The 21,436-nt window shown below is 34.9% G+C and carries 22 protein-coding genes; 12 read left to right on the top strand and 10 right to left on the bottom strand.

Going from position 1 to position 21,436, the window contains the following annotated elements:
* Positions 1–55 precede the first annotated feature (55 nt).
* The 4 genes from KBJ98_RS13990 (at position 56) to KBJ98_RS13975 (ending at position 5,150) form a co-directional block, all read left to right on the top strand.
* Positions 56–1,243 carry a phosphoglycerate kinase gene (locus tag KBJ98_RS13990; protein WP_210791562.1) on the top strand — a complete coding sequence of 396 codons (1,188 nt, stop codon included), beginning with the start codon at positions 56–58 and terminating at the stop codon, positions 1,241–1,243.
* Positions 1,244–1,621: 378 nt separating this feature from the next.
* Positions 1,622–3,634, top strand: coding sequence for a LysM peptidoglycan-binding domain-containing protein (locus KBJ98_RS13985; RefSeq protein WP_210791560.1), 2,013 nt, complete (start codon positions 1,622–1,624; stop codon positions 3,632–3,634).
* Between the two features lie 48 nt (positions 3,635–3,682).
* Positions 3,683–4,666, top strand: coding sequence for a DUF4837 family protein (locus tag KBJ98_RS13980; protein ID WP_210791558.1), 984 nt, complete (start codon positions 3,683–3,685; stop codon positions 4,664–4,666).
* A 37-nt stretch (positions 4,667–4,703) separates the two neighbouring features.
* Positions 4,704–5,150 (top strand): GNAT family N-acetyltransferase, encoded by a 447-nt coding sequence (locus KBJ98_RS13975; protein WP_210791556.1) that lies wholly within the window; start codon positions 4,704–4,706, stop codon positions 5,148–5,150.
* Here the strand turns inward: KBJ98_RS13975 and KBJ98_RS13970 are convergent, their stop codons facing one another.
* From KBJ98_RS13970 to rnpA, 3 genes are all read right to left on the bottom strand, one after another.
* Positions 5,151–5,957 carry an OmpA family protein gene (locus KBJ98_RS13970; RefSeq protein WP_210791554.1) on the bottom strand — a complete coding sequence of 269 codons (807 nt, stop codon included), beginning with the start codon at positions 5,955–5,957 and terminating at the stop codon, positions 5,151–5,153.
* On the bottom strand, positions 5,957–7,591 hold the full coding sequence (locus KBJ98_RS13965; RefSeq protein WP_210791552.1) for a S41 family peptidase: 1,635 nt from the start codon (positions 7,589–7,591) through the stop codon (positions 5,957–5,959). The genes KBJ98_RS13970 and KBJ98_RS13965 overlap by 1 nt, the downstream gene beginning before the upstream one ends.
* 107 nt (positions 7,592–7,698) lie before the next feature.
* On the bottom strand, positions 7,699–8,121 hold the full coding sequence (gene rnpA, locus KBJ98_RS13960) for a ribonuclease P protein component (protein WP_210791550.1): 423 nt from the start codon (positions 8,119–8,121) through the stop codon (positions 7,699–7,701).
* A gap of 127 nt (positions 8,122–8,248) precedes the next feature.
* Between rnpA and KBJ98_RS13955 the strand changes: the two genes are divergently transcribed.
* From KBJ98_RS13955 to KBJ98_RS13945, 3 genes are all read left to right on the top strand, one after another.
* Complete coding sequence (locus KBJ98_RS13955) at positions 8,249–8,983, top strand: lysophospholipid acyltransferase family protein (RefSeq protein ID WP_210791548.1); 735 nt, start codon at positions 8,249–8,251, stop codon at positions 8,981–8,983.
* A 10-nt stretch (positions 8,984–8,993) separates the two neighbouring features.
* Positions 8,994–9,983, top strand: a complete 990-nt coding sequence (locus tag KBJ98_RS13950) for an acyl-ACP desaturase (protein WP_210791546.1) — start codon at positions 8,994–8,996, stop codon at positions 9,981–9,983.
* An 80-nt stretch (positions 9,984–10,063) separates the two neighbouring features.
* The gene (locus KBJ98_RS13945; RefSeq protein ID WP_210791544.1) at positions 10,064–10,717 is read left to right on the top strand and encodes an HD domain-containing protein; all 654 of its coding nucleotides are present in this window, start codon (positions 10,064–10,066) and stop codon (positions 10,715–10,717) included.
* 41 nt (positions 10,718–10,758) lie between these two features.
* Here KBJ98_RS13945 and KBJ98_RS13940 read toward each other — a convergent pair whose 3' ends face one another.
* The 7 genes from KBJ98_RS13940 to KBJ98_RS13910 form a co-directional block, all read right to left on the bottom strand.
* On the bottom strand, positions 10,759–11,541 hold the full coding sequence (locus KBJ98_RS13940) for an enoyl-CoA hydratase/isomerase family protein (protein ID WP_210791542.1): 783 nt from the start codon (positions 11,539–11,541) through the stop codon (positions 10,759–10,761).
* Between the two features lie 12 nt (positions 11,542–11,553).
* Positions 11,554–12,969 (bottom strand): ATP-binding protein, encoded by a 1,416-nt coding sequence (locus KBJ98_RS13935; protein WP_210791540.1) that lies wholly within the window; start codon positions 12,967–12,969, stop codon positions 11,554–11,556.
* Positions 12,970–13,067: 98 nt separating this feature from the next.
* Positions 13,068–13,622 carry a CopD family protein gene (locus KBJ98_RS13930; protein ID WP_210791538.1) on the bottom strand — a complete coding sequence of 185 codons (555 nt, stop codon included), beginning with the start codon at positions 13,620–13,622 and terminating at the stop codon, positions 13,068–13,070.
* A gap of 415 nt (positions 13,623–14,037) precedes the next feature.
* Positions 14,038–15,093, bottom strand: a complete 1,056-nt coding sequence (gene hemH, locus KBJ98_RS13925; RefSeq protein ID WP_210791536.1) for a ferrochelatase — start codon at positions 15,091–15,093, stop codon at positions 14,038–14,040.
* A gap of 98 nt (positions 15,094–15,191) precedes the next feature.
* The gene (locus KBJ98_RS13920) at positions 15,192–16,061 is read right to left on the bottom strand and encodes a helix-turn-helix domain-containing protein (RefSeq protein ID WP_166132583.1); all 870 of its coding nucleotides are present in this window, start codon (positions 16,059–16,061) and stop codon (positions 15,192–15,194) included.
* Positions 16,062–16,193: 132 nt separating this feature from the next.
* A complete protein-coding gene (locus KBJ98_RS13915) occupies positions 16,194–16,733 on the bottom strand; it encodes a YceI family protein (RefSeq protein WP_210791534.1) in 540 nt (179 codons plus the stop codon).
* A gap of 10 nt (positions 16,734–16,743) precedes the next feature.
* Positions 16,744–17,118, bottom strand: a complete 375-nt coding sequence (locus tag KBJ98_RS13910; protein WP_210791532.1) for a hypothetical protein — start codon at positions 17,116–17,118, stop codon at positions 16,744–16,746.
* Between the two features lie 178 nt (positions 17,119–17,296).
* On the opposite strand from KBJ98_RS13910, the gene KBJ98_RS13905 reads away from it, so the two are divergent.
* From KBJ98_RS13905 to hemA, 5 genes are all read left to right on the top strand, one after another.
* Positions 17,297–17,686 carry a hypothetical protein gene (locus KBJ98_RS13905; protein WP_210791530.1) on the top strand — a complete coding sequence of 130 codons (390 nt, stop codon included), beginning with the start codon at positions 17,297–17,299 and terminating at the stop codon, positions 17,684–17,686.
* 25 nt (positions 17,687–17,711) lie between these two features.
* Positions 17,712–18,551: a DUF5777 family beta-barrel protein gene (locus KBJ98_RS13900; RefSeq protein WP_210791528.1), complete on the top strand. Its 840-nt coding sequence runs from the start codon at positions 17,712–17,714 to the stop codon at positions 18,549–18,551.
* Between the two features lie 140 nt (positions 18,552–18,691).
* Entirely contained in the window at positions 18,692–19,126 is a 435-nt protein-coding gene (locus tag KBJ98_RS13895; protein WP_210791526.1) for a hypothetical protein, read from the top strand.
* Between the two features lie 18 nt (positions 19,127–19,144).
* Complete coding sequence (locus KBJ98_RS13890; RefSeq protein WP_210791524.1) at positions 19,145–19,732, top strand: hypothetical protein; 588 nt, start codon at positions 19,145–19,147, stop codon at positions 19,730–19,732.
* A 358-nt stretch (positions 19,733–20,090) separates the two neighbouring features.
* Positions 20,091–21,395, top strand: coding sequence for a glutamyl-tRNA reductase (hemA, locus tag KBJ98_RS13885; protein ID WP_166132576.1), 1,305 nt, complete (start codon positions 20,091–20,093; stop codon positions 21,393–21,395).
* The last annotated feature ends 41 nt before the right edge of the window (positions 21,396–21,436 follow it).

Here is a 21,436-nt window from a genome sequence, read left to right as displayed (position 1 = left end):
AAAAGTTCTATATTTGTTGCTCTTGGACGTACCATTAATCTAAAAATACACACTGATGAAAACACTAAATGATTTCGATTTCAAAAATAAAAAAGCTTTAATTAGAGTAGATTTTAATGTGCCTTTGGACGAAAACTTCAATGTTACTGATGCTACACGTATCGAAGCTGCTAAACCAACCATACAAGCTATCTTGGCGCAAGGCGGTAGTGTCATTTTGATGTCGCATTTAGGAAGACCAAAAGGTGTAGAAGAAAAATATTCTTTAAAACACATTTTAAAAACTACGGCTGAGGTTCTTGGTGTACCGGTTCAATTTGCAGCTAATTGTGTTGGAGAAACAGCTGTAACAGCGGCGGCTCAATTGAAAGCAGGTGAAGTGTTGTTACTAGAAAATTTGCGTTTTCATACTGAAGAAGAAGCAGGTGATGTTGCTTTTGCAAAAGAGCTTGCCTCATTAGGAGACGTGTACGTAAACGATGCCTTTGGTACTGCGCACAGAGCGCACGCATCGACTACTATTATTGCTCAGTTTTTCCCAGAAAGCAAATGTTTCGGTTTGTTATTAGCCAAAGAAATAGAAAGCTTAAACAAAGTTTTAAAAAATAGTGAAAAACCAGTAACAGCAGTTCTTGGTGGATCAAAAGTATCATCGAAAATTACGGTGATTGAAAACATTTTAGATAAAGTAGATCACATGATTATTGGCGGTGGTATGACTTTTACTTTTGTTAAAGCCCTAGGCGGAAAAGTAGGAGATTCTATTTGCGAAGATGACAAACAAGAATTAGCTCTTGAAATTTTAAGATTAGCCAAAGAAAAAGGCGTTCAAATTCACATTCCAGTTGATGTAATTGCGGCAGATGATTTTTCGAATACAGCTAATACACAAGTTGTTGATGTAAATGAAATTCCTGATGGATGGCAAGGTTTGGATGCAGGACCAAAATCATTAGCAAACTTTAAAGAAGTAATTTTAGCTTCGAAAACTATTTTATGGAACGGTCCATTGGGCGTTTTTGAAATGGAAAGTTTTGCAAATGGGACTATTGCTTTAGGTAATTTTATTGCTGAAGCAACTTCTAACGGTGCCTTCTCGCTTGTTGGTGGTGGTGACTCTGTTGCCGCAGTAAAACAATTTGGTTTAGAAGATCGAATGAGTTACGTATCTACCGGTGGAGGAGCAATGCTTGAAATGCTTGAAGGCCAAAGTTTACCTGGTATTGAAGCAATTTTAAAATAGATTTTGATTAAAAAAATAATCAAGCTTTGTTGCTTTTTTTATAAATATACTAGTCCTGTAAAAACCTTAGTACTTTACTGTATCTAAGGTTTTTGCACGTTAAGAGGTTATTTATCAGATGAAAAATAGAAGAAAAACGGAATTTGTATTGCAAATTGCACTATCGTACTTAGTTATTTACTTACTTTTTGAAGAGATATTCTTAGTAATTTCATTTTTTTAACCTGAAAACAGTTCTTAAAGTGACTAAAATTCTTTCTAAAAGGAGCAAAGATTGCATTTTTAACAATATTTAGTGAATTTTTTAGTTTAAACCACTTAAGTTTGTGAAAAGCAAATTTATAATCATTTGAAATATAGGTCTTTGATCGTAAAAATATGAATGTAAAAAATACCATTGCCGCAATTGTACTGTTTATTTCAGCGCAAATGTTTGCACAAAACAGTCAGGAATTACAAGCTAATATAAAACTAGAACCGAAGATTTCATACCTGGATTCTATTAAAAAAACATTTGTCAAACATCGATTGGCAGCAAGTGTAGACAGTTTGTGGATTAGAGAGTTAACTAGTTTAGATTTGTACAATACAATTTCTGAAGATATTCAGAATGGGAATTTTGATCAAAAAATTGATTTTGAACTTCCAACCGATTTGCTTAAAAAACGTTTGGCCGCAATGGATGCCAAGTCTCCGTTTAATATTGAGTACAACATAGGTTTAGAAAATATCATTAAATCCTTTTTAAAAAATAGAAAAAGATCTTTTGAGCGTTTGATGGCCGTATCGGAATATTATTTTCCGCTTTTCGAAGAAGCATTGGCACGTAAAAATGTCCCATTAGAAATCAAGTATTTAGCCGTGGTAGAGTCGGCACTAAACCCTAAAGCGGTCTCTAGAATGGGTGCTACTGGTTTGTGGCAATTTATGTATCAAACTGGAAAACAATACGGATTAAAAATTGACTCGTATGTTGATGAGCGCAGTGATCCGCTAAAAGCAAGCGAAGCTGCCGCGAATTATATGACCAATATGTTTAAGATTTTTGGCGATTGGGATTTGGTTCTTGCTTCGTACAATTCAGGGCCAGGCAATGTTTCTAAAGCCATTCGTCGTTCTGGAGGGCAACAAAATTATTGGAACATTCGTAAAAATTTACCCAAAGAAACTCAAGGGTATGTCCCTGCATTTTTAGCCACAATGTACATCTACGAATACCATAAAGAGCATGGAATTGTTCCTGAAAAAGCTTTTATCAAACACTTTGCTACTGATACCATCCGCATCAAGCAACAGCTCACATTCAAACAAATTTCTGATTTATTAGATGTTCCCGTAGCACAATTACAACTTTTAAATCCTTCGTATAAATTAAATGTAGTTCCGTATTACCACGATCAAGAACATTTTTTGCGTTTGCCACAAGACAAAATTGCTGTTTTTGCTTCTAACGAGGACAAAATGTACGCTTATGCCCAACACGAAATGGATCAGCGTGAAAAACCATTTCAAATGTCTAGAGCTGTTGTAGTAAAAGATAGCATCGGTACTAAAGCAAATGATTCTGGTCCTAAATCATCTTTTTATAGAGTGCAACGCGGTGATAATTTGTCAAATGTTGCGGCTAAATACGATGTTACTGTAGCCGAGATTAAACAATGGAATAATTTAAGGAGCAATTCACTTGCTTACGGAAAAAGCTTGAGAATTGAACCTCCTACAGGTAAACAAGATAAGATTATAACAAAGCCAATTCGAGAAACAAATCATGTGGTTGCAGCTAGTGCTAGTTCAAAAAACGTCAAGGATGATAAAGAAGCTACCACATCATCAGAAGCAATTTATGTAGTACAAAAAGGCGATAACTTGGGTAATATTGCCAAAAAATACAATGTTTCTGTAGCTGATATTCAAAGTTGGAATGGACTTACTACTGATGCTGTTCAAATAGGAGCTACTATACAAATTGCTAAATTAGAAGTAGATACAAAACAAGATCTAGCAAATGCTCAGGAGCGCAGAGATGTCGAATATGTAGTGCAAAAAGGCGATAACTTAAGCGCAATTGCTTCTAAATTTGGAACTTCTTTAAGTGATATCAAACAATGGAATAAGTTAAATGATAACACCATAACAATTGGTAAAAGCTTAATTGTTGCCAAAGATGAAATTGCAATTGTAACCGATAAGGCCTCAGTAAATTCTTTTAAAACTAAAGCTTCAGCGATGAAGAGCAAAGCTTCAAGCTCTGATTATTACGTGAAAAAAGGGGATTCTTTATTCAGTATTGCAAAAAAATATCCGGGAGTTACTACCTCCGATTTGAAAAAATGGAACGGTATTAGTGGTGAACAACTCAAACCTGGAATGAAGCTAAAAATTAACGGATAAACCGATTAACTTCAATAAATTTGGGTTTTATTTTATAATCAAATCGTGATGCGTAAAACCTATTTTCTAATGTTGTTTGTGTCTTTGTTTTTGTTTTCTTGTAAAAAAGAAAGCAGCGAACGCAACCGTCAATCTTCAGGAAAAATAAATACGATTTCTGTAATTATTGATGATCAACTGTGGAATGGTGAAATTGGAGATAGTATTAGAAACAAGTTTGCCTCGCCAGTAATTGGGCTTCCACAAGAGGAACCCTTGTTTAACATCAATCAATACCCTGTTAAGTTACTTGAAGGTTTTATGACCGCAACTCGAGCTATTATTGTTGTTAAAAAAGCAGACAAGAATATTTTCGAAATCAAAAAAAATCAATACGCCTCACCTCAAAATGTTTTCCACATAACTGGTAAAACCGCAGCCGATATTATTACTTCTCTTGAAAGTAACGCTCCTCAAATGTTGCAAATTATTAAAAATGGAGAATTGGCTGAAACCCAAAAACAGCATCAATCAGCGCTTATTGATCCAGCAATTATTAAAAATAAATTTCATATTGGCATTGCTATTCCTACAGGCTATGTTTATGTTTTGCAAAAACGTAACTTCATGTGGCTAAAAAAGGAAAATATTGGAGGTAATACGAGTATTTTGGTGTACCAAATTCCGTTGGGAAGTATTAAAAAAAATTCCGAAGCTAGTAGTAGCATTATCAAAATGCGTGATTCTATTGGTAAATTATACATTAGTGGCAAGGAAGCCAATACCAATATGATTACTGAAGAGGCATATGCTCCGTATTTTGCAAAAATAGAGTTAGATGGTAAAATGACCTACGAGACTAAAGGAACTTGGCAATTGAATAATGATTTCATGTCAGGACCATTCATCAATTACGCGATTGTTGATCGTGCCTACAACAGAATTTTAGTATTAGAAGGTTTTAGTTACGCGCCATCCAAAGATAAACGCGATTTAATGCACGAATTAGAATCCATTATAAAATCAGTCACGGTTGTAAAAAGAAAGCGTTAAAATGCTTTAATTTGCATTTCAAAATAAATAGAACACAATGACAATTCAATGGGAAATCAAGGCGTTTGATGCGCTTACAGTACATGAACTATACGATTTATTGCAACTGCGTAGTGAGATATTTGTTGTAGAGCAAAATTGTGTTTATTTAGACCTTGACGGGAAAGATAAAGTAGCCCTGCATCTTTTAGGGGTTTATGATGGTACAATTGTAGCACATTCTAGATTGTTTCCTGCTGGTGTAAGTTTTGATAATGCATCAATTGGTCGTGTTACTATATCTGCAAAGTACCGCGACAGAAAATGGGGTCATGAATTAATGCAACACTCTATTGCTGGCATTGCTACTCATTTTAACGAAACCAAAATCACAATTGGAGCGCAGTTGTACTTGAAGAAATTTTACGAAAGTCACGGATTTATTCAAACTAGCGATATGTATTTGGAAGATGATATTCCGCATATAGAAATGGTGCGCGAGTAACTAAATTTTTAAGATTAAAAATTCAACTCGTCGGTCTAAAGCATCTCCTTGTCCTAAAGGATATTTGTTTCCACAACCTACATAGTGCATACGTAAACTATTAACTCCTTTTGAAAGCAAGTAGCGGTAAACGCTTTTGGCACGGTTCAAAGACAATTTTCTTTCTTTTGTGTCTTTGTCAATAGCATCTTCGTAATAACTTGGTGTGCAGCATACATGGCCTCGTATTTCAAATTCTAATGTTTTTTTCTTCTGTAAAATAGCCACAATTTTATCCAATTCTTGTTTGGTGGAAGATGTTAATTTGCTGCTTCCTAGCGGAAACAAAATAGTTTCTAAGTAAATGCGGTCACCAACTTTTTGATTGTCTCTAAACGAATTGTAAATTCCTTTGCCATAGCTGTTCTTTTTGACCAAGAACAAGTCCACTCTACGGTTTTTAGATCGTATTTCGGATAAGTTTTCAATATCATCTTTTTGAATGATGACACGACCTTTACCTTCAATAATGACAATTTTATTTTGATTGAATCCGTTGGCAGTCAAGATATCTTGGACTGTCATCACCCTTTTTTTAGATAAGTCGTAGTTGTAATCTTTAGCGCCGCGGTCATCGCAATATCCAAATATTTGTATGGATTCGATTTTGGTAGTATCGACGGTTTTCATAAAATCAACAATCACTTGTATTTGATCTTGTGGTAATTTGTGTTTGTCAAATTCAAAATATACCGTAGTCACTGCTCTGTTTTGAGAGTAGCAGGAACTAAAAATCAAAACAATAAGCAAGTATAGCAATTGTTTCATTACATTTTTAAAATGGCTTTATATTCGGTAGCCGAGTTGAATATAGCTACTCCTCTTTTAATTTCAGTGTTGTTTTTGGTGTAATATTGATATAAACCTTCTTGATACTGATACCTTTTAATGATTTCGTCAAGCAATAAATTCTTAATTTCTTTTTGGTGTTTGTCTAGCAAAGCACTTTCTGATTTTTGCAAAGCGGTCAATAATTGTTGGTATTCGGCCTGAATCGATTCGTCTAGATTTTCTTTTTTGGCTGCGGCCAAAGTTTTCTTCAGTGCCACTTCGGTCTCGGTGTCAAAACTAAATTTTTGGGCTTTTAAAAACTGTTTAAAGTCAGCATAATCCGCATCAGTAATCACTGGAATTTGTTTTCCCAAGTTCGGATTTTTATAATAATACACAGTAGCATAATTAAAAATTCCATCATTTCTGAGTAAGGCATTGGTAATCGGGCTTGATTTGGCTTCGTCTAATTCTACGTCGGGTTGAATACCACCGCCATCATATACAGTGCGCCCTTTTCGGGTTTTAAAAGCGGTAAAATTCTTGGCTTCGGTTTTAATAGCCATGCCGTTTTTGTCTTTTTTAGAATAATCCAAAGCTTGAATACATCTGCCAGAAGGCGTGTAGTAGCGAGAAATAGTCACTTTTAGTTGTGTGCCGAAGGTTAAGTCAACGGGTCTTTGAACCAATCCTTTTCCAAAACTGCGACTGCCAACTACAACGGCGCGATCTAAATCCTGCAAGGCTCCCGCAACAATTTCAGAGGCTGAGGCACTGCGGCCGTTAACTAAAATTACCAAAGGAATTGCAGTGTCTACCGGGCTTTGAGTGGTTTTGTAAGTGGTGTTGTGTTTTTCTATTTTCGATTTTGTAGTTACAATAACTTCATTTTTTTCTACAAAAAGATTACAGATGTTTACTGCTTCGTTCAATAAACCTCCCGGATTATCACGAACATCCAAAATAATGCGTTCAGCGCCTTCTTTTTTAAGTTGCTCCAAAGCTTCTTTGGTTTCATTCGAAGCTTTTTTGTTGAAATGTGCCAGAACGATATAGCCGGTTTTGTCGTCAATTTTCGCAAAAAACGGTACTGATTTAATAGCGACTTCGTCTAGAACAATTTCGGTGGTATTTGTTTTTCCTTGACGGATATACTTGATAGCAATTTTGGTATTTTTGGCACCTTTTAAAAGTTGCGAAGCATCATCTTTAAAATCAGCTAAAAGCACATCCCCAATTTGAATAATAGCATCGCCAGGACGCAAACCTGCTTTGTCCGCCGGAAAATCTTTGTACGATTCTTTGATAATCAACTGATCTTCTTTTCGAGTCAACATGGCACCAATACCGGTGTACTCGCCAGTATTGTTGATCTTAAATCGAACAACATCTTGCTCATTAAAATAAACCGTGTACGGGTCTAAGTTGGCAAGCATCCCTTTGATGGCTTTGTCCATTAAGTCACCCGGATTGGTTTCGTCAACATAATTCCTGTTCAATTCTTTGAAAAGAGTGGTGAAAATTTCAATTTGCTTCGCTATTTCAAAAAAGTCGTCTTTAAAACTACTTCCAATAAACAGAAAAGAGGAAGCAACAACTGGAATTATAAATTTTTTTTGAAGAAAGTTCATAGGTTGGTGTAAGTAAATTAGAAGTTACTAAAATAACAATAAATCGTTTAATAGTTGGCTATTGACAGCTGAAACATTCGATAGAATTTTCAAATGTCGTTAACCTTTTACGATTTAGTACTGTCTTGGTTTTCGGTTGTTGGTTTCGGACTGTTTTGAGCCACAAACTTTTCAAACAGTTGTTTGGTTTTTGTGTTGATTTCTTGATAAGTCAAGCGTTCTTTGGTTTGGTAAAAAAACATAAACGAATACGGTTGGTCCAGATTATCTATCAAAAGGTGTTTGTTTAACCGATACGTTTCACGCAAAACGCGCTTGAAGTAATTGCGATCTACTGCTTTTTTAAAATTCTTTTTCGAGACGGAAACTCCCATTTTTATTTTCCCGTCCGATGTGTCGTTTGGGCCAAATGAACCTGCTTTATAAACCAATCGCAAAGGGTATTTTGAGACTGATTTGCCCTCAGTAAACAACAATCCAATGGTGATTTTGCTCTTTAATTTTTCTGATTTTGGGTAGGTGAAATTCATTTTTGCTGACTAAAAAATTGGTAGTATAACCCGCAAATTTACGATTTAAGCAATAGCAAGTATATTATTTTGCGTTTAAATAGTGCTAAAAATATATTTATTACTTTTGTCGCAAAATTGTAACAGCATGCAAAAACTAATTTCCTATCCTATTTCCGTAATTTATTATCTGTGTTTCGGTCTTACCTTGGTTATTTTTCACCCTATTCAATGGGTTTGTTTCAATGTTTTTGGCTACCAAGCCCACAAAAAAAGTGTTGATTATTTGAACTTTTTTCTAGTTAAGTGTACGAACTTACTAGGAACGCGCTATACTTTTAAAAACGTAGAGAGCATTCCCAAAAATGTACCCTTGATTTTTGTGTGCAACCATCAAAGTATGTATGATATTATTGCAATGATTTGGTATTTACGCCGTTTTCATTGTAAATTTGTAAGCAAGAAGGAACTAGGCAGCGGTATTCCTAGTGTTTCTTATAATTTACGTCACGGCGGATCAGTTTTAATTGATAGGAAAGACCCTAAGCAAGCCATTCCTGTTATCAAAGGATTGTCTGATTATATTGAAAAACACAAACGATCAGCAGTTATTTTTCCTGAAGGAACCCGCAGTAAAACTGGTGTTCCCAAAGCTTTTTCTCAAACAGGCTTGAAAATTTTGTGCAAAAACGCACCTTCAGCCTACGTAGTTCCTGTAAGCATAAACAATTCTTGGAAAATAGTTAAATATGGGTTTTTCCCCGTAGGTTTAGGAAATCGCCTTACCTTTGTAATACATAAACCGCTAGCAGTGAGCGAATACAACTTTGCTGATTTAATGGAACAAACCGAAGCAGCAGTTGTTCAAGGAATAAAAATTTAATTTATATATAATGTCAATAAAAAACATTCGATTAGAAGTAATGCAGTTTTTGGAAAAAAACGTAGATAGCTTTGTCGATCAGTACTTGATTCCTGTTGAAAAAATATGGCAACCAACTGATTTTTTACCCAATTCTCAAAGTGAAAATTTCTTTGATGAGGTTAAAGAATTACGCGAAATAGCTAAAGACTTACCATACGATTTTTGGGTTACGCTTGTAGGTGATACCATCACTGAAGAAGCTTTGCCAACCTACGAATCATGGTTGATGGATGTAGAAGGTGTTGATAACGTAGAGCGTAATGGTTGGGCTAAATGGATTAGACAATGGACAGGTGAAGAAAATCGTCACGGTGATTTACTAAACAAATATTTGTACTTATCGGGTCGTGTAAATATGCGCGAAGTTGAAATGACTACGCAACATTTGATCAACGACGGTTTTGATATTGGTACGGGTACAGATCCTTACAAGAACTTTATTTACACTAGTTTTCAAGAGTTAGCTACCTATGTATCGCACAACCGTGTGGCGCAAATGGCTAAGAAATATGGCGATAACAAATTATCTAAAATGTGTAAAATGATTGCTGGCGATGAAATGCGTCACCACCATGCATATAGCGAGTTTGTGAACCGTATTTTTCAAATTGATCCAAGTGAAATGATGTTGGCTTTTCAATACATGATGAAAGCTAAAATTGTAATGCCTGCGCATTTTTTAAGAGAGTCTGGTGAAAAAATAAGTACTGCTTTTGAACAATTTTCTGATTCTGCACAACGTATTGGCGTATATACCGCTGCTGATTATGTAGATATCATGCAAAAATTAATTGATAAGTGGGAAATTGATAAAATAGGAAATTTAACTGATGAGGCTGAAAAAGCGCGTGATTACTTGATGAAATTACCAGCTAGAATGGCTAAAATTTCAGAACGATTGGTGATTCCCCAAGAATCGCACATCTTTAAGTGGGTTGAGCCTGCTTTGGTGCGTTAATCAAGTCAAACAAAATTATGAAATGTTGAATGCTATTGTATAAACGATAGTGTTCAGCATTTTTTTTAAACCAAGTTTTAATGAACTCAGAACAATTAATTACAGATACAATTGCTTTCGTAAAACAAGAATTGCAAAATGCAGAGGGCGGCCACGATTGGTTTCATATCGAGCGCGTGTACAAAAATAGTTTGCTTATTGCTAAGACAGAAGATTGTGATGCTTTGGTAGTACAACTCGGTGCTTTGCTACACGACATTGCAGATAGTAAGTTTCACAACGGAGACGAAACCGTAGGCCCTAGAGTAGCCCGAGAATATTTAGAATCGAAAACAGTGGCGCAAGATGTTATTGATCATGTGGTGCTCATTATTGAAAATATCTCGTACAAGGGGGGTAATTTTGAAAAGAAATTCAGTTCAAAAGAATTGGATATTGTTCAAGATGCTGATCGATTAGATGCGATTGGAGCTATCGGAATTGCTAGAACGTTCAATTATGGCGGTTTTAAGAATAGAACGCTCTATGATCCTGAAATTGCCCCAAAAACAGGCATGGGTAAGGAGGAGTACAAAAAGAACGATTCGCCGACGATCAATCATTTTTACGAAAAGCTATTGCTTTTAAAAGATAAAATGAACACGGATACTGGTAAACAAATAGCACAACAGCGTCATAAATACATGGAAGGTTTCCTTTCTCAATTTTATGCCGAATGGGAAGGAGAGAAGTAGTAACAAAAAAGAGAGCTCAAATGGCTCTCTTTTTTTGTTTTTTATTTCCCAGTAAAAACTGCTTTTCTTTTTTCTAAGAAAGCCGTTGTTCCTTCTTTAAAATCTTGTGTTCCAAAACATTTACCAAAGGCTTTAATCTCGGCTTCGTAGCCGTTTTTTCCTTCTTTAAAGTTAGCATTTACAGCCTTGATAGCTTTGCCAATGGCATAAGGAGAGTTTTTAATTATTTTGTTGGCAATAGTCATACAAAACGCTACTAATTCCTCTTGCGGTACCACGTGATTAACTAATCCCATTCCGTGCGCTTCGGTAGCAGTAAGCATTCCAGCAGTCATAATAAGTTCCATAGCTCGACCTTTTCCAACTAGCTGTGGCAAACGTTGCGTTCCTCCGTAACCTGGAATTACACCTAATGAAACTTCAGGTAAACCCATTTTGGCATTGTCTGAAGCTACTCTAAAATGACATGCCATCGCCAATTCTAAACCACCACCCAATGCAAAGCCGTTAACCGCTGCAATTACAGGAGTTTTTAAATTTTCTATGAAATCGAATAATTTTTCTTGTCCTTCAGCAGCCAATTGCGTTCCTTCTTCAATAGAGAAATGAGCAAATTCTGAAATATCAGCACCAGCAACAAAAGCCTTCTCACCGCTACCAGTTAATACAATAGCTCTTACTTCGTCATTTTTGGCTAATATTTTAAACGCTTTGTGCAAGTCAGAAATCGTTGCAACATTTAGCGCATTGAGTTTTGTAGGACGATTAATGGTAACCGTGGCAATGTTATTTTCAGTTGTAATTAAAATGTTTTCGTAGTTCATATATTTTGTTTTTTATGTGTGCAAAATCGGTAGCGATACCGTAAAAGTGGTTCCTTTTCCGTATTCGCTCTCAAAGGTAATTGTTCCTTTATAATTTTCAATAATGTTTTTTATGATTCCAAGACCAAGTCCCATTCCACTGCTTTTAGTGGTGAATTTAGGTTCAAAAATACGATGTACATCACCTGCCTGAATACCAACTCCATTATCTGAAACGGTGATTAAAACGGTGTTCATTTCTTTACGAATGGTAACGGTAACTTTCTTTTCCTCTTGCTGCTCGGGTATAGACTGAATGGCGTTTTTTGCCAAGTTGGTAATAATCCGAATGAGTTGCGTACGGTCAATTTTAGAAATAATTTCGGGTGATTCGCTTTTGAACTCAATATATTCTTCGTTAAAAATATCCATCGCAAGCTCAACTACTTCAACCACATTTAGGGTTTCGTTTTGTTGTGCTGGCATCGAGGCAAAGTTTGAAAATGCCGAAGCCACAGCGCTCATGGTATCAATTTGTTGAATGAGTGTTTCGGAGTAATCATTCATTTTTTGTTTTACATTGGCATCAGTGGGGTCAAATTTACGCTGAAAACTCTGCACAGTTAAGCGCATTGGAGTCAACGGATTTTTGATTTCGTGCGCCACTTGTTTGGCCATTTCGCGCCAAGCGCCTTCGCGTTCGCTTTGAGCCAGTTTAATAGCACTTTTTTCTAATTCATCCACCATGGCGTTGTAGGCTTTGATAAGCAAATTGATCTCTTTACTATTGGCCTCCAAAACAATTTTTTCGTTTTTTTGGTTCAAGCTAGTTTCACTCAACTTGTCAGAAATAGTTTTGAGTGATTTTGTAATATACGATGATAAAAAATAGGCTAGCGCAAAGGCCATTACCAACATAAAAGTGTAGACTTGTCCCAAGCGAATGAGGAAGTTTTTGAGCTCATTTTCATAATAGCCATCGTCCTCTACGTAAGGTAAATTTAAAATACCAAGAGGTTTGAATTTGTCGTCTTTGATTTGGCTAAATGCCGAACGGTTTTTTTTACCTTCAATCGTTTTGATGTCAACATACCTTTTTTCAATAGAAGAGCGTACGAGTTTTAAAATGTATTTCGGTATCGGCGGTGCTACTTTATCAACTGAAAAGGACTCTTTTGATGATTTTAGTAACTTTCCATCCAAACTGTAAATATTGATTTCAATGTTGTGGATGTGCGCCAATTCGTGAATTTTATCTTTAAAAATCAGATCTAAATTCGCGGCATTCAAAGGATAAGTAGTCGTAGAAAGAATAAAATTAATGTGCTGTTTTACTGCATTTTCATTGCGCTCGAGGCGTTCTTGATGGTATTCTTTAGCCTCATTTTTAAACTGAATAATTGAGATAGATGCCAAAATTACCGAAGCCATTAATATCAATACAATCATAGATAGGAAAATCCTAATCCGCAGTGAAAGCATTGCTATTTTGAAGCCTTTGAACATGTTGAGTAATTTACAATAGCTGTTCGCTATCTGGTTTTGAATTAAGAATTGTTGCGTTCTCTTATTTTTTTATAAAATTTAAAACCAAGCATGATAATAATGGAGAAAAGGAAAATCCCAACTACGCCATAAATCCAATTGACAGCGTTTTTTAAAATTACTAAAAACACTACGGCAAACAAAATAATGGTAGCTCCTTCATTCCATAATCGCATGAAATTAGTAGAATATTTTACTTCATTTCGTTGCAATTGATTGAAAATTTGCTGGCACTTGGCATGGTACAAATACAGCGCAAAAACAAAGCCAAGCTTTACGTGCATCCATGGCATTTGTAACCAAGCTTGCCCTAGTTCCGTAAAAAACAACATCCAAAAAGCAAAAATACTTGCTAGAACCGCTGATGGCCAAGTGATGATATACCATAAGCGGTAGGTCATTATTTTGTATTGGTTTTGTAAGATTTCTTTTTCTGGTGAAGGTTTTGCAGCAGCTTCAATTTGGTATACAAACAATCGTACGATATAAAATAAACCTGCAAACCAAGTGATTACGAAGATGAGGTGAAGAGATTTAATGTAATTGTAGAATTCCATTTATTTGTTTTTTAGTTGCGTGTAGATTTTTTGGTTCAAATTGAAAACCGTTAGTGAGTAAGTGCATCAAAAATCAGAAGTTCAATTCGCAGTCCAAAAATACCTAAAAAAAGGTAGATTGACTACTTGCAGAAAAAAGAAAAATCTGAGTTTACTCCAGCCTAAAGCTGTTGATTTTTATTGAAATATTAGGCAAAATATTGCTGTTATCAATTTTATAAGCTCTTTTGTTGATGTTATTAAAAATTGATGGGCAATAAAACGGACACGACAATAATGTAATGCAAACCGATTTATTGCCCAACAGTTGGGGAATTATCTATAAAAATTATGGATTTGTAGAGCATTTACTTTATCGCAAAGGCTGTTTAAATCATTTTTCACTTGTTATAAATAACAGGGAGCTTTGATAACTTTACACTGCAACAGATTCTGCTGTTGCAGTACTTGTTGTTGTTACTTTTGTCCAATTAGTAATCCAATTGCTCACAGTTTTACACCAATCGTCACTATCATTTAAACAAGGAATCGCCATAAATTTTTCGCCACCGTGGTGCAAGAATTCTTCGTTGGCTTCCATTGCAATTTCTTCTAGTGTTTCTAAACAGTCAGAGACAAATGCAGGAGTAACTACAGCTAGATTTTTAATTCCTTTTTCAGGCATTTTGTTTACTTCCACGTCAGTGTATGGACGCAACCATTTGTCACCTGCTAAACGTGACTGAAAGGTTTGGCTGTATTTTCCTTCTGGAATTCCCAAAAGTTTAACTACTTGTTTGGTAGTTTCGTAACATTGATGGCGGTAGCAAAACTCATGCGCTGGTGATGGTGTGTTACAACAAGATCCATCAATTTTGCAGTGTGATTTGGTTACATCTGTTTTACGAATGTGACGTTCTGGAATTCCGTGGTATGAAAACAACAAATGATCGTAATCAAAACCTTCTAAATGGCCTTTGATCGAGTCGGCTAAGTTTTGTAGATAGTCAGGTTTGTTGTAAAACGCAGGTACTATCGTGAATTTCATTTCAGGGAAATATTTTTTGCGGTGCTCTTCGGCTAATTCTAAAATGGTTGTAGTAGAGGCCATCGCGTGTTGTGGGTACAACGGAAACAACATTACTTCGGTCACTCCTTTATCATGTAGTTCTTGTAAACCAGACAATAAGGATGGATTTCCGTAGCGCATTGCTAAAGCAACTGGCACATCAACTTGCGCTTGCACTTTTTCGTGCATACGACGCGAAATAACAACAAGCGGAGATCCTTCGTCCCACCAAATCCTTGAGTAAGCTGCAGCTGATTTTTTAGGTCTCGTTTGTAAAATGATTCCACGTACCAATAATGCACGCAATAAAAATGGAACGTCTATCACGTATTTATCCATCAAGAACTCATCTAAATACGGCTTTACATCTTTTGGAGTTGGACTTTCTGGAGAGCCTAAGTTTACTAATAATACACCTTTCATGTTGTTGTTTTTTGTTAGAACAAAAGTAATTAAACTTACTTTTTATATCCGGAGATTAACTATTTTTTATTTATCGTTTAATATCTAAAATCAATACCCTAATTCATGTTTGGGTTGATGGACATTAAGTATTTTTTTGGCGTGGTGGCAAATTTCTTTTTGAATGCTGCAATAAAATGACTGCCGGTACTATAGCCGATTTTTAATCCCACTTCGTTCACGTTGTATGAACCGCTATCAAGTAGTTTGCGTGCAAAATCCATTTTGTAATCAAATAAAAATCCGTAAACGGTGTCGCCATAAATTTGTTTGAATCCCATTTTCAGTTTTTTGATATTCAGCCCCACCTCGTCTGCTAATTCTTGCAATCCCGGTGGTTCTGCCATGTTTGAAATGATGATTTCTTTGGCTTTTTTTATCTTAATTACATTGTCTTCATCAATCAAGAACGGACATTGCTCTGCATTTGGATCTTCGGTACGGTTAAAATACAGGCTCAACAACTCGTAGCCTTTGCCTTTGTAATACAAGTTTTTAATAGAAGGATGCAAATTGTAATGAAACAATTGTGACAGCACAATAGCCATTGATGGACTTATATTTCCTTCGTTATAGTATTTTTTGTCTCTATTATCAGCACTTAAAAATGTGATATAATCAGCTTCGGTAGAGAAAAGAGCGTGAAATTTTTTAATAGAAATTATTACAGAAATAACCCAAGAATTTGGAGCTAATTCCAAGTTCAAGGGCAGTTCTTTTTGTGGATTGTATAAAAGTAGCGACTTTTCTTCTTTTAGTTCTAAAGCATAGTTACCCTGATTAAACAAAAACTTGGCATTTCCTTTTAGACCAAAATGAAATTGAATTAAACCACTTGTAGTTTCACGCTGCGCAAACAATGGGGCCGAACTGTCGTTTTGAAATCGAATTAAGGTAAAATCGTTTTCAATGTTAATTTCTTCTTCCATGTTTTGATTTCTTTTTTAAAATTTTCAATCCACAGCTAGGCGTCAGATTGTTTTTGTCTTTCAAAATTAAATCTTTTTCACGGTTTTACAGAGCGTACGCCATAATTTTATACAAATTTTATTCTTTGTACTCTATTTTACGGTAGCATCAATTTCGATGTTAATCTTGTTTGATACTTTTCGTTTTACAACAGCAGGAATAGCAATATTGTAATCACTAGCATTTACTGCAAAGTTTGAGACAATCTTAATGCCCGCAGCAGTTTTACTTATTTTTGCAGTGGTTTTAATATCATTCGTTTTGCCATGCAACTCTAATTTACCGGTTAACGGGAACTCTTTTGGTGTTTCACTTAGATTTTTTACGTCAAAGCTAGAAAGTTTACCTTTAAAAGTAGCTTTTGGGTATTTATCGCTTTCTACGTAGTTTTCGTTAAAATGTTCCTCCATAAGTGCCACTTTAAATCGAAAACCTTTTACTAATGCTAAACTTGCAATTTCTCCTGTGTTAGGATTTAATACAAATGTGACATTGTTGTTCGAGGCTTTAACTTCTTCAAAAGATGAAACCGATCCTTCAAAGTTAATTTTACCTGTTTTAGTGATCATTTTTTCTTGCGCAAAGCCTGTTAGAGTTAGGCATAATAACGCTACAGTTATTAATTTCTTCATTTTCAATTATTTATTGTTCTAATAATCCGTCTTGTTGCCATTTCGCAACTAAATCTATCGTACCTTGTGGCATCCTTGGCCCGCCTTGTGGCATTAGTAAACCATTCCCGTTAGGAAGAGAGATGCGGTTTAATAAACCACGATTGGTAATCGATTCTTTTACCTGTGCGTAAGTTACTAATGAATTTGGAGCGCCATTTCGTGGTACTGCCGCATGGCAAACCACGCAATTGTTGTCAATAATTGTTTTAATGTTTTGATTATAGGTCACTTTGGCCGTAGAGTTAGGAGGTGGCGTTGATGTAAGTGTTTCTGAATCCTCATTGCTGCAGCTTGTCAAAAGTGCAACAAACGTTAAAGCTGTGAATACTAATTGTGATTTCATGTTTTTTGTTTTAAATTTATCGTAAGTTGTTAACTTTTAAATAATTACCAATAGTAGTGAATTATAATTTTATTTACGATAAAAACGAAGCTTTAGTTTTAAACAATATTAAAAAATAATGAAGAAACCATAAGAATCTTTTTATCGTATATCCCTTAAACCTAAAAAATTGCCCACCATGAACAAAAAAATACTTGTAGGAATTGCACTTGTAGGAGTAGTTGCTACTTGCTCTTATCTGTTTTTATACAAAGAGCATCGTGATATTAAAACTGAAACAGCTGATTATGTGGTTTCTATTCCTAATATGGATGTTGAATTTCAAACCAATGATAGCGTTGCTAATGCCAAATATTCAGACAAAACTATTGAGTTGGTTGATGTGGTTACTAGTGTAGATGAGGCAAATAACTCAATTGTATTAGGTGAAAAAGTTTTTGGAACTTTCATTGAAAAAACGCCTCTTAAGGCTTTAACCGGAAAAACGATAACGATTAAAGGTAGATTTTTAGGTTATGATGAATTATTAGAAGAGTACAAGCTAGATCAAATTTCGATAGTTAAATAAACAACAATTTTAAAAACCCAAACACATGAAAAAATTAACCTTATTATTATTTCTATTACCCTTATTGACTTTTGCACAAGATGATTTGTTAGATGGTGTTGAACCCGCTGCTGGCAAAGAGAAAGTTACCTCTGCATTCAAGGCGCTTAAAATTGTAAACTTAGAATCTACTAAACTTGCTGCAAAAGGCGATCTATATTTTGTAGTAGCGCACCGTTTTGGGTCTGTTAAAGATGGCTTTGAAGGATTTTATGGTCTAGATAATGCCAATACACAAATAAAATTCATTTATGGTTTAACCGAAGGTTTACATGTAAGTGCTGCGCGTAATCAGTTGGCGTATGATTTTGCTGCAAAATACGCTTTGTTTTCACAAGTTAAAGATGGTTTTCCGGTTACTATTGCTGGCTTCAATAGTATGTCTATCAACAATACTTTAAAAGAAAGTTTGTATCCAAATCTAGAATTCAGTGATCGTTTAACCTACGTTGGTCAATTACTGATTTCTCGTAAGTTTTCAGAAAAATTATCTCTTGAACTTGCTCCATCTATATTTCATGAAAATTTTGTAGACAATCCTTTGCAAGACAATACACAATACGCAATAGGTATGGGTGGTAGATATAAGTTTTCTAAAAGATGGTCGTTAAATATTGATTATGCGGCTCATTTAAACCGTGCAGGAAATTCAGTATTTAATAATCCACTTTCTATTGGTTTTGATTTGGAAACGGGTGGACACGTTTTTCAAATGCACTTTACTAATTCACAAGGAATTGACGAAGCAGGTTTCTTAGGAAGAACAACTGGAGATTGGAACAAAGGAGATGTTTTCTTTGGATTTAATTTGGCCAGAGTTTTTTAAGAAGTTAAAAACGAGAAGTTTGTACTATTTTTTTTATTTAAAATGAATTTAAATAGCTTTTTTAACACATTTTGAAAAAACCAAGTTAAAATAGTGCACGTATATCAACACAAATACAACAAATAAAAAACAACAAACCTATGAAAACAAACAAAATTTTTAAAAAGGTACTTTGGGCAGGACTAACTATAGTTGTGTTGTTTATTGCCATTTTTATCTTTCATATTATAACGGCTAAGCCCGCTGTATATGATACTCCCAACTTACAAGTGAGCCGAATCGATTTTAAATCAAACATTGACTCTGTGCAAGCAAAGAAAATTTGTGCTGATTTGAGAACAATAGATGGATTGACTTCTGACTCTATTATTGTAAAACGCAATGTGGTGGTGTACTTCCACAATAACAAAGTAACCAACTCTGAGAAAGTATACAATGAGTTGATGGCTAAAGGAGCATATGACGCACAGCGTTACATTTTACCAGAAGCTTTAGCTAATAAAGAAGTTTGCCCTGTAGATCAAAACAGCGCGAGCTATAAATTTTTTCAAAAAGTAAATCAATTTTTTAATTAATTCTTAAATACTTTTATTATGAAACATTTTTCAAAATTAACACTTGGTGTGTTATTAGTTGCATCAGCAACTTTGGTTTCTTGTAACAATGATGATGATGCTGCACCAGCAGCAGAGGCTTCAATCTACGCTCGTTTAGGCGGAAGTGCAATGGTTGCTGATCCAGATAATTCTGGTCAAATGATTGAGCAAGGACGTCTAAATTTCCGCAAAGTAGTAAACTCTACTGTAGGGCTTATCGTAGCTGATGTTCAAAATAATGCTTCAGGTAACTTAGGAGCACATTTTGCACCAGTATTGACTGAAGTTGGAGCAGGAAATACAACTAAACTAGCTGTTTTAGTTGATAATCTTACTGACTTTTTCTCTTTCAATACAGGAGGAACAAATGCAGTAAACACTTATTCTGGTCTTAACATGGTAGCAGCACACAATCCAGCTACAAACCCACGTATGGGTAAAAAATCTAATGCAGCTGAGTACACTAAATTTGTTGGGTACGTAGGTGCAGCTGCAAATGCTAATGGTGTTGCAGCTAACACAAAATTATATACTGATATTGTTGCAGTATTAGAGTCTTTAAGAGCTCCAATCGTACAAGAATAGTATGAAAAGGTTAAAAACGCTACCTTTTTTGGGTAGCGTTTTTATTTCTTTTTTGTTAAAGTAATAATGTAGAGTAACGTATTTTAAATTAAATAATTTTTACAAATACTACTCGATGTTTTGAACCCTTAGCGATATTTTTTACAATCGCAAATCTTGGAAAAACAAACCCTTTATTTAGAATTAATATATATAACACTGTGTTTAAAGCTTGATTTCAGTGAAAATCGACTCTTTTAAGAGCAAAAAAGGCACCAATCAAATATTTAATTTCATAGCGATATAAAAAGTACCTCTAGCGTTGTTTTTATAAAATAGTTAGTAATAATTTTGTTGAACTTTTTAAGGAAAGTATAATATGGAAAAATTTAGTATGTCCAAAAACACCACTTTTTATGCTTTAGGCTTAAGTTACAAGAAAGCAGACGCAACCATGAGAGGGAAATTTAGCCTTGACGCTAGTGCACAATCAGCACTTTTGGCGCAAGCTAAAGAAGAAGGAATAGAATCCTTAATTGTTACTTCTACTTGTAATAGAACCGAAATATACGGATTTGCTAATCATCCTTACGAGTTAATCAAATTACTTTGTGAAAACAGCAATGGCTCTGTCGAAGAGTTTCAAGAAGTAGCTTACATTTATAAAAGTCAAGATGCTATCAACCACATGTTTCGTGTAGGAACAGGTTTAGATAGTCAAATATTAGGTGATTTTGAAATCATCAGCCAAATCAAAAATGCATTCAAAGTAAGTAAAACAGAAGGTTTAGTAAACACCTTTATGGATCGCTTAGTAAACTCGGTTATTCAAGCGAGTAAAAAAATTAAAACAGATACTGAAATTTCATCTGGTGCAACATCGGTTTCGTTTGCATCAGTTCAATATATTATTCGTAATGTAGAAAACATTGGTAACAAAAACATTTTGCTTTTTGGAACTGGAAAAATTGGTAGAAATACTTGCGAAAATTTAGTAAAACACACAAAAAACGGTCACATAACGCTAATCAACAGAACAAAAAATAAGGCGGAACAATTGGCTGGAAAATTGAATGTTGTTGTAAAAGATTATGCCAATTTGCAAGAAGAAATTCAGCAAACAGATGTGCTAGTTGTGGCTACCGGAGCCAAGAATCCAACTATTGACAAAACACTTTTGAACCTTAAAAAGCCGCTTTTAATTCTGGATTTATCAATTCCAAGAAATGTAAATCCTGATGTTGCTGATATCGATGGTGTAACATTAATTCATTTAGATTATTTATCTCAAATGACGGATGACACTTTAGAGCGCAGAAAACAGCACATTCCTGCTGCCGAAGCGATTATTGAGGATTTAAAATTAGAGTTAAATACTTGGATGAATGGTCGTAAATATGCGCCAACTATTCACGCACTAAAAGCTAAGTTAAATGATATTGTTGCGACCGAATTGGCGTTACAAAGAAAAAAAACAATTAACTTTGACGAGGAACAAGCGGATTTAATCAGTTCAAGAATCATTCAAAAAATAACTAATCATTTTGCAAGTCATCTAAAAGATGAAAATACATCGGTAGACGATAGCATTGATTTTATTGAAAAAGTGTTTCAAATTGGACAGTTGGCCCCAAAAGTTGTACCTTCAGCAATTGAAGAAAAATACAAGATTAATTTGTCTTAAAATTACACAATAAAATAATCCTTTCGTTTTTTAAGGATGCA

Source organism: Flavobacterium erciyesense (genome assembly GCF_018069925.1).
GTDB lineage: Bacteria > Bacteroidota > Bacteroidia > Flavobacteriales > Flavobacteriaceae > Flavobacterium > Flavobacterium erciyesense.
Note: the sequence above shows the minus strand (reverse complement) of the source record. Positions and strands in the feature narration are given on the sequence as shown.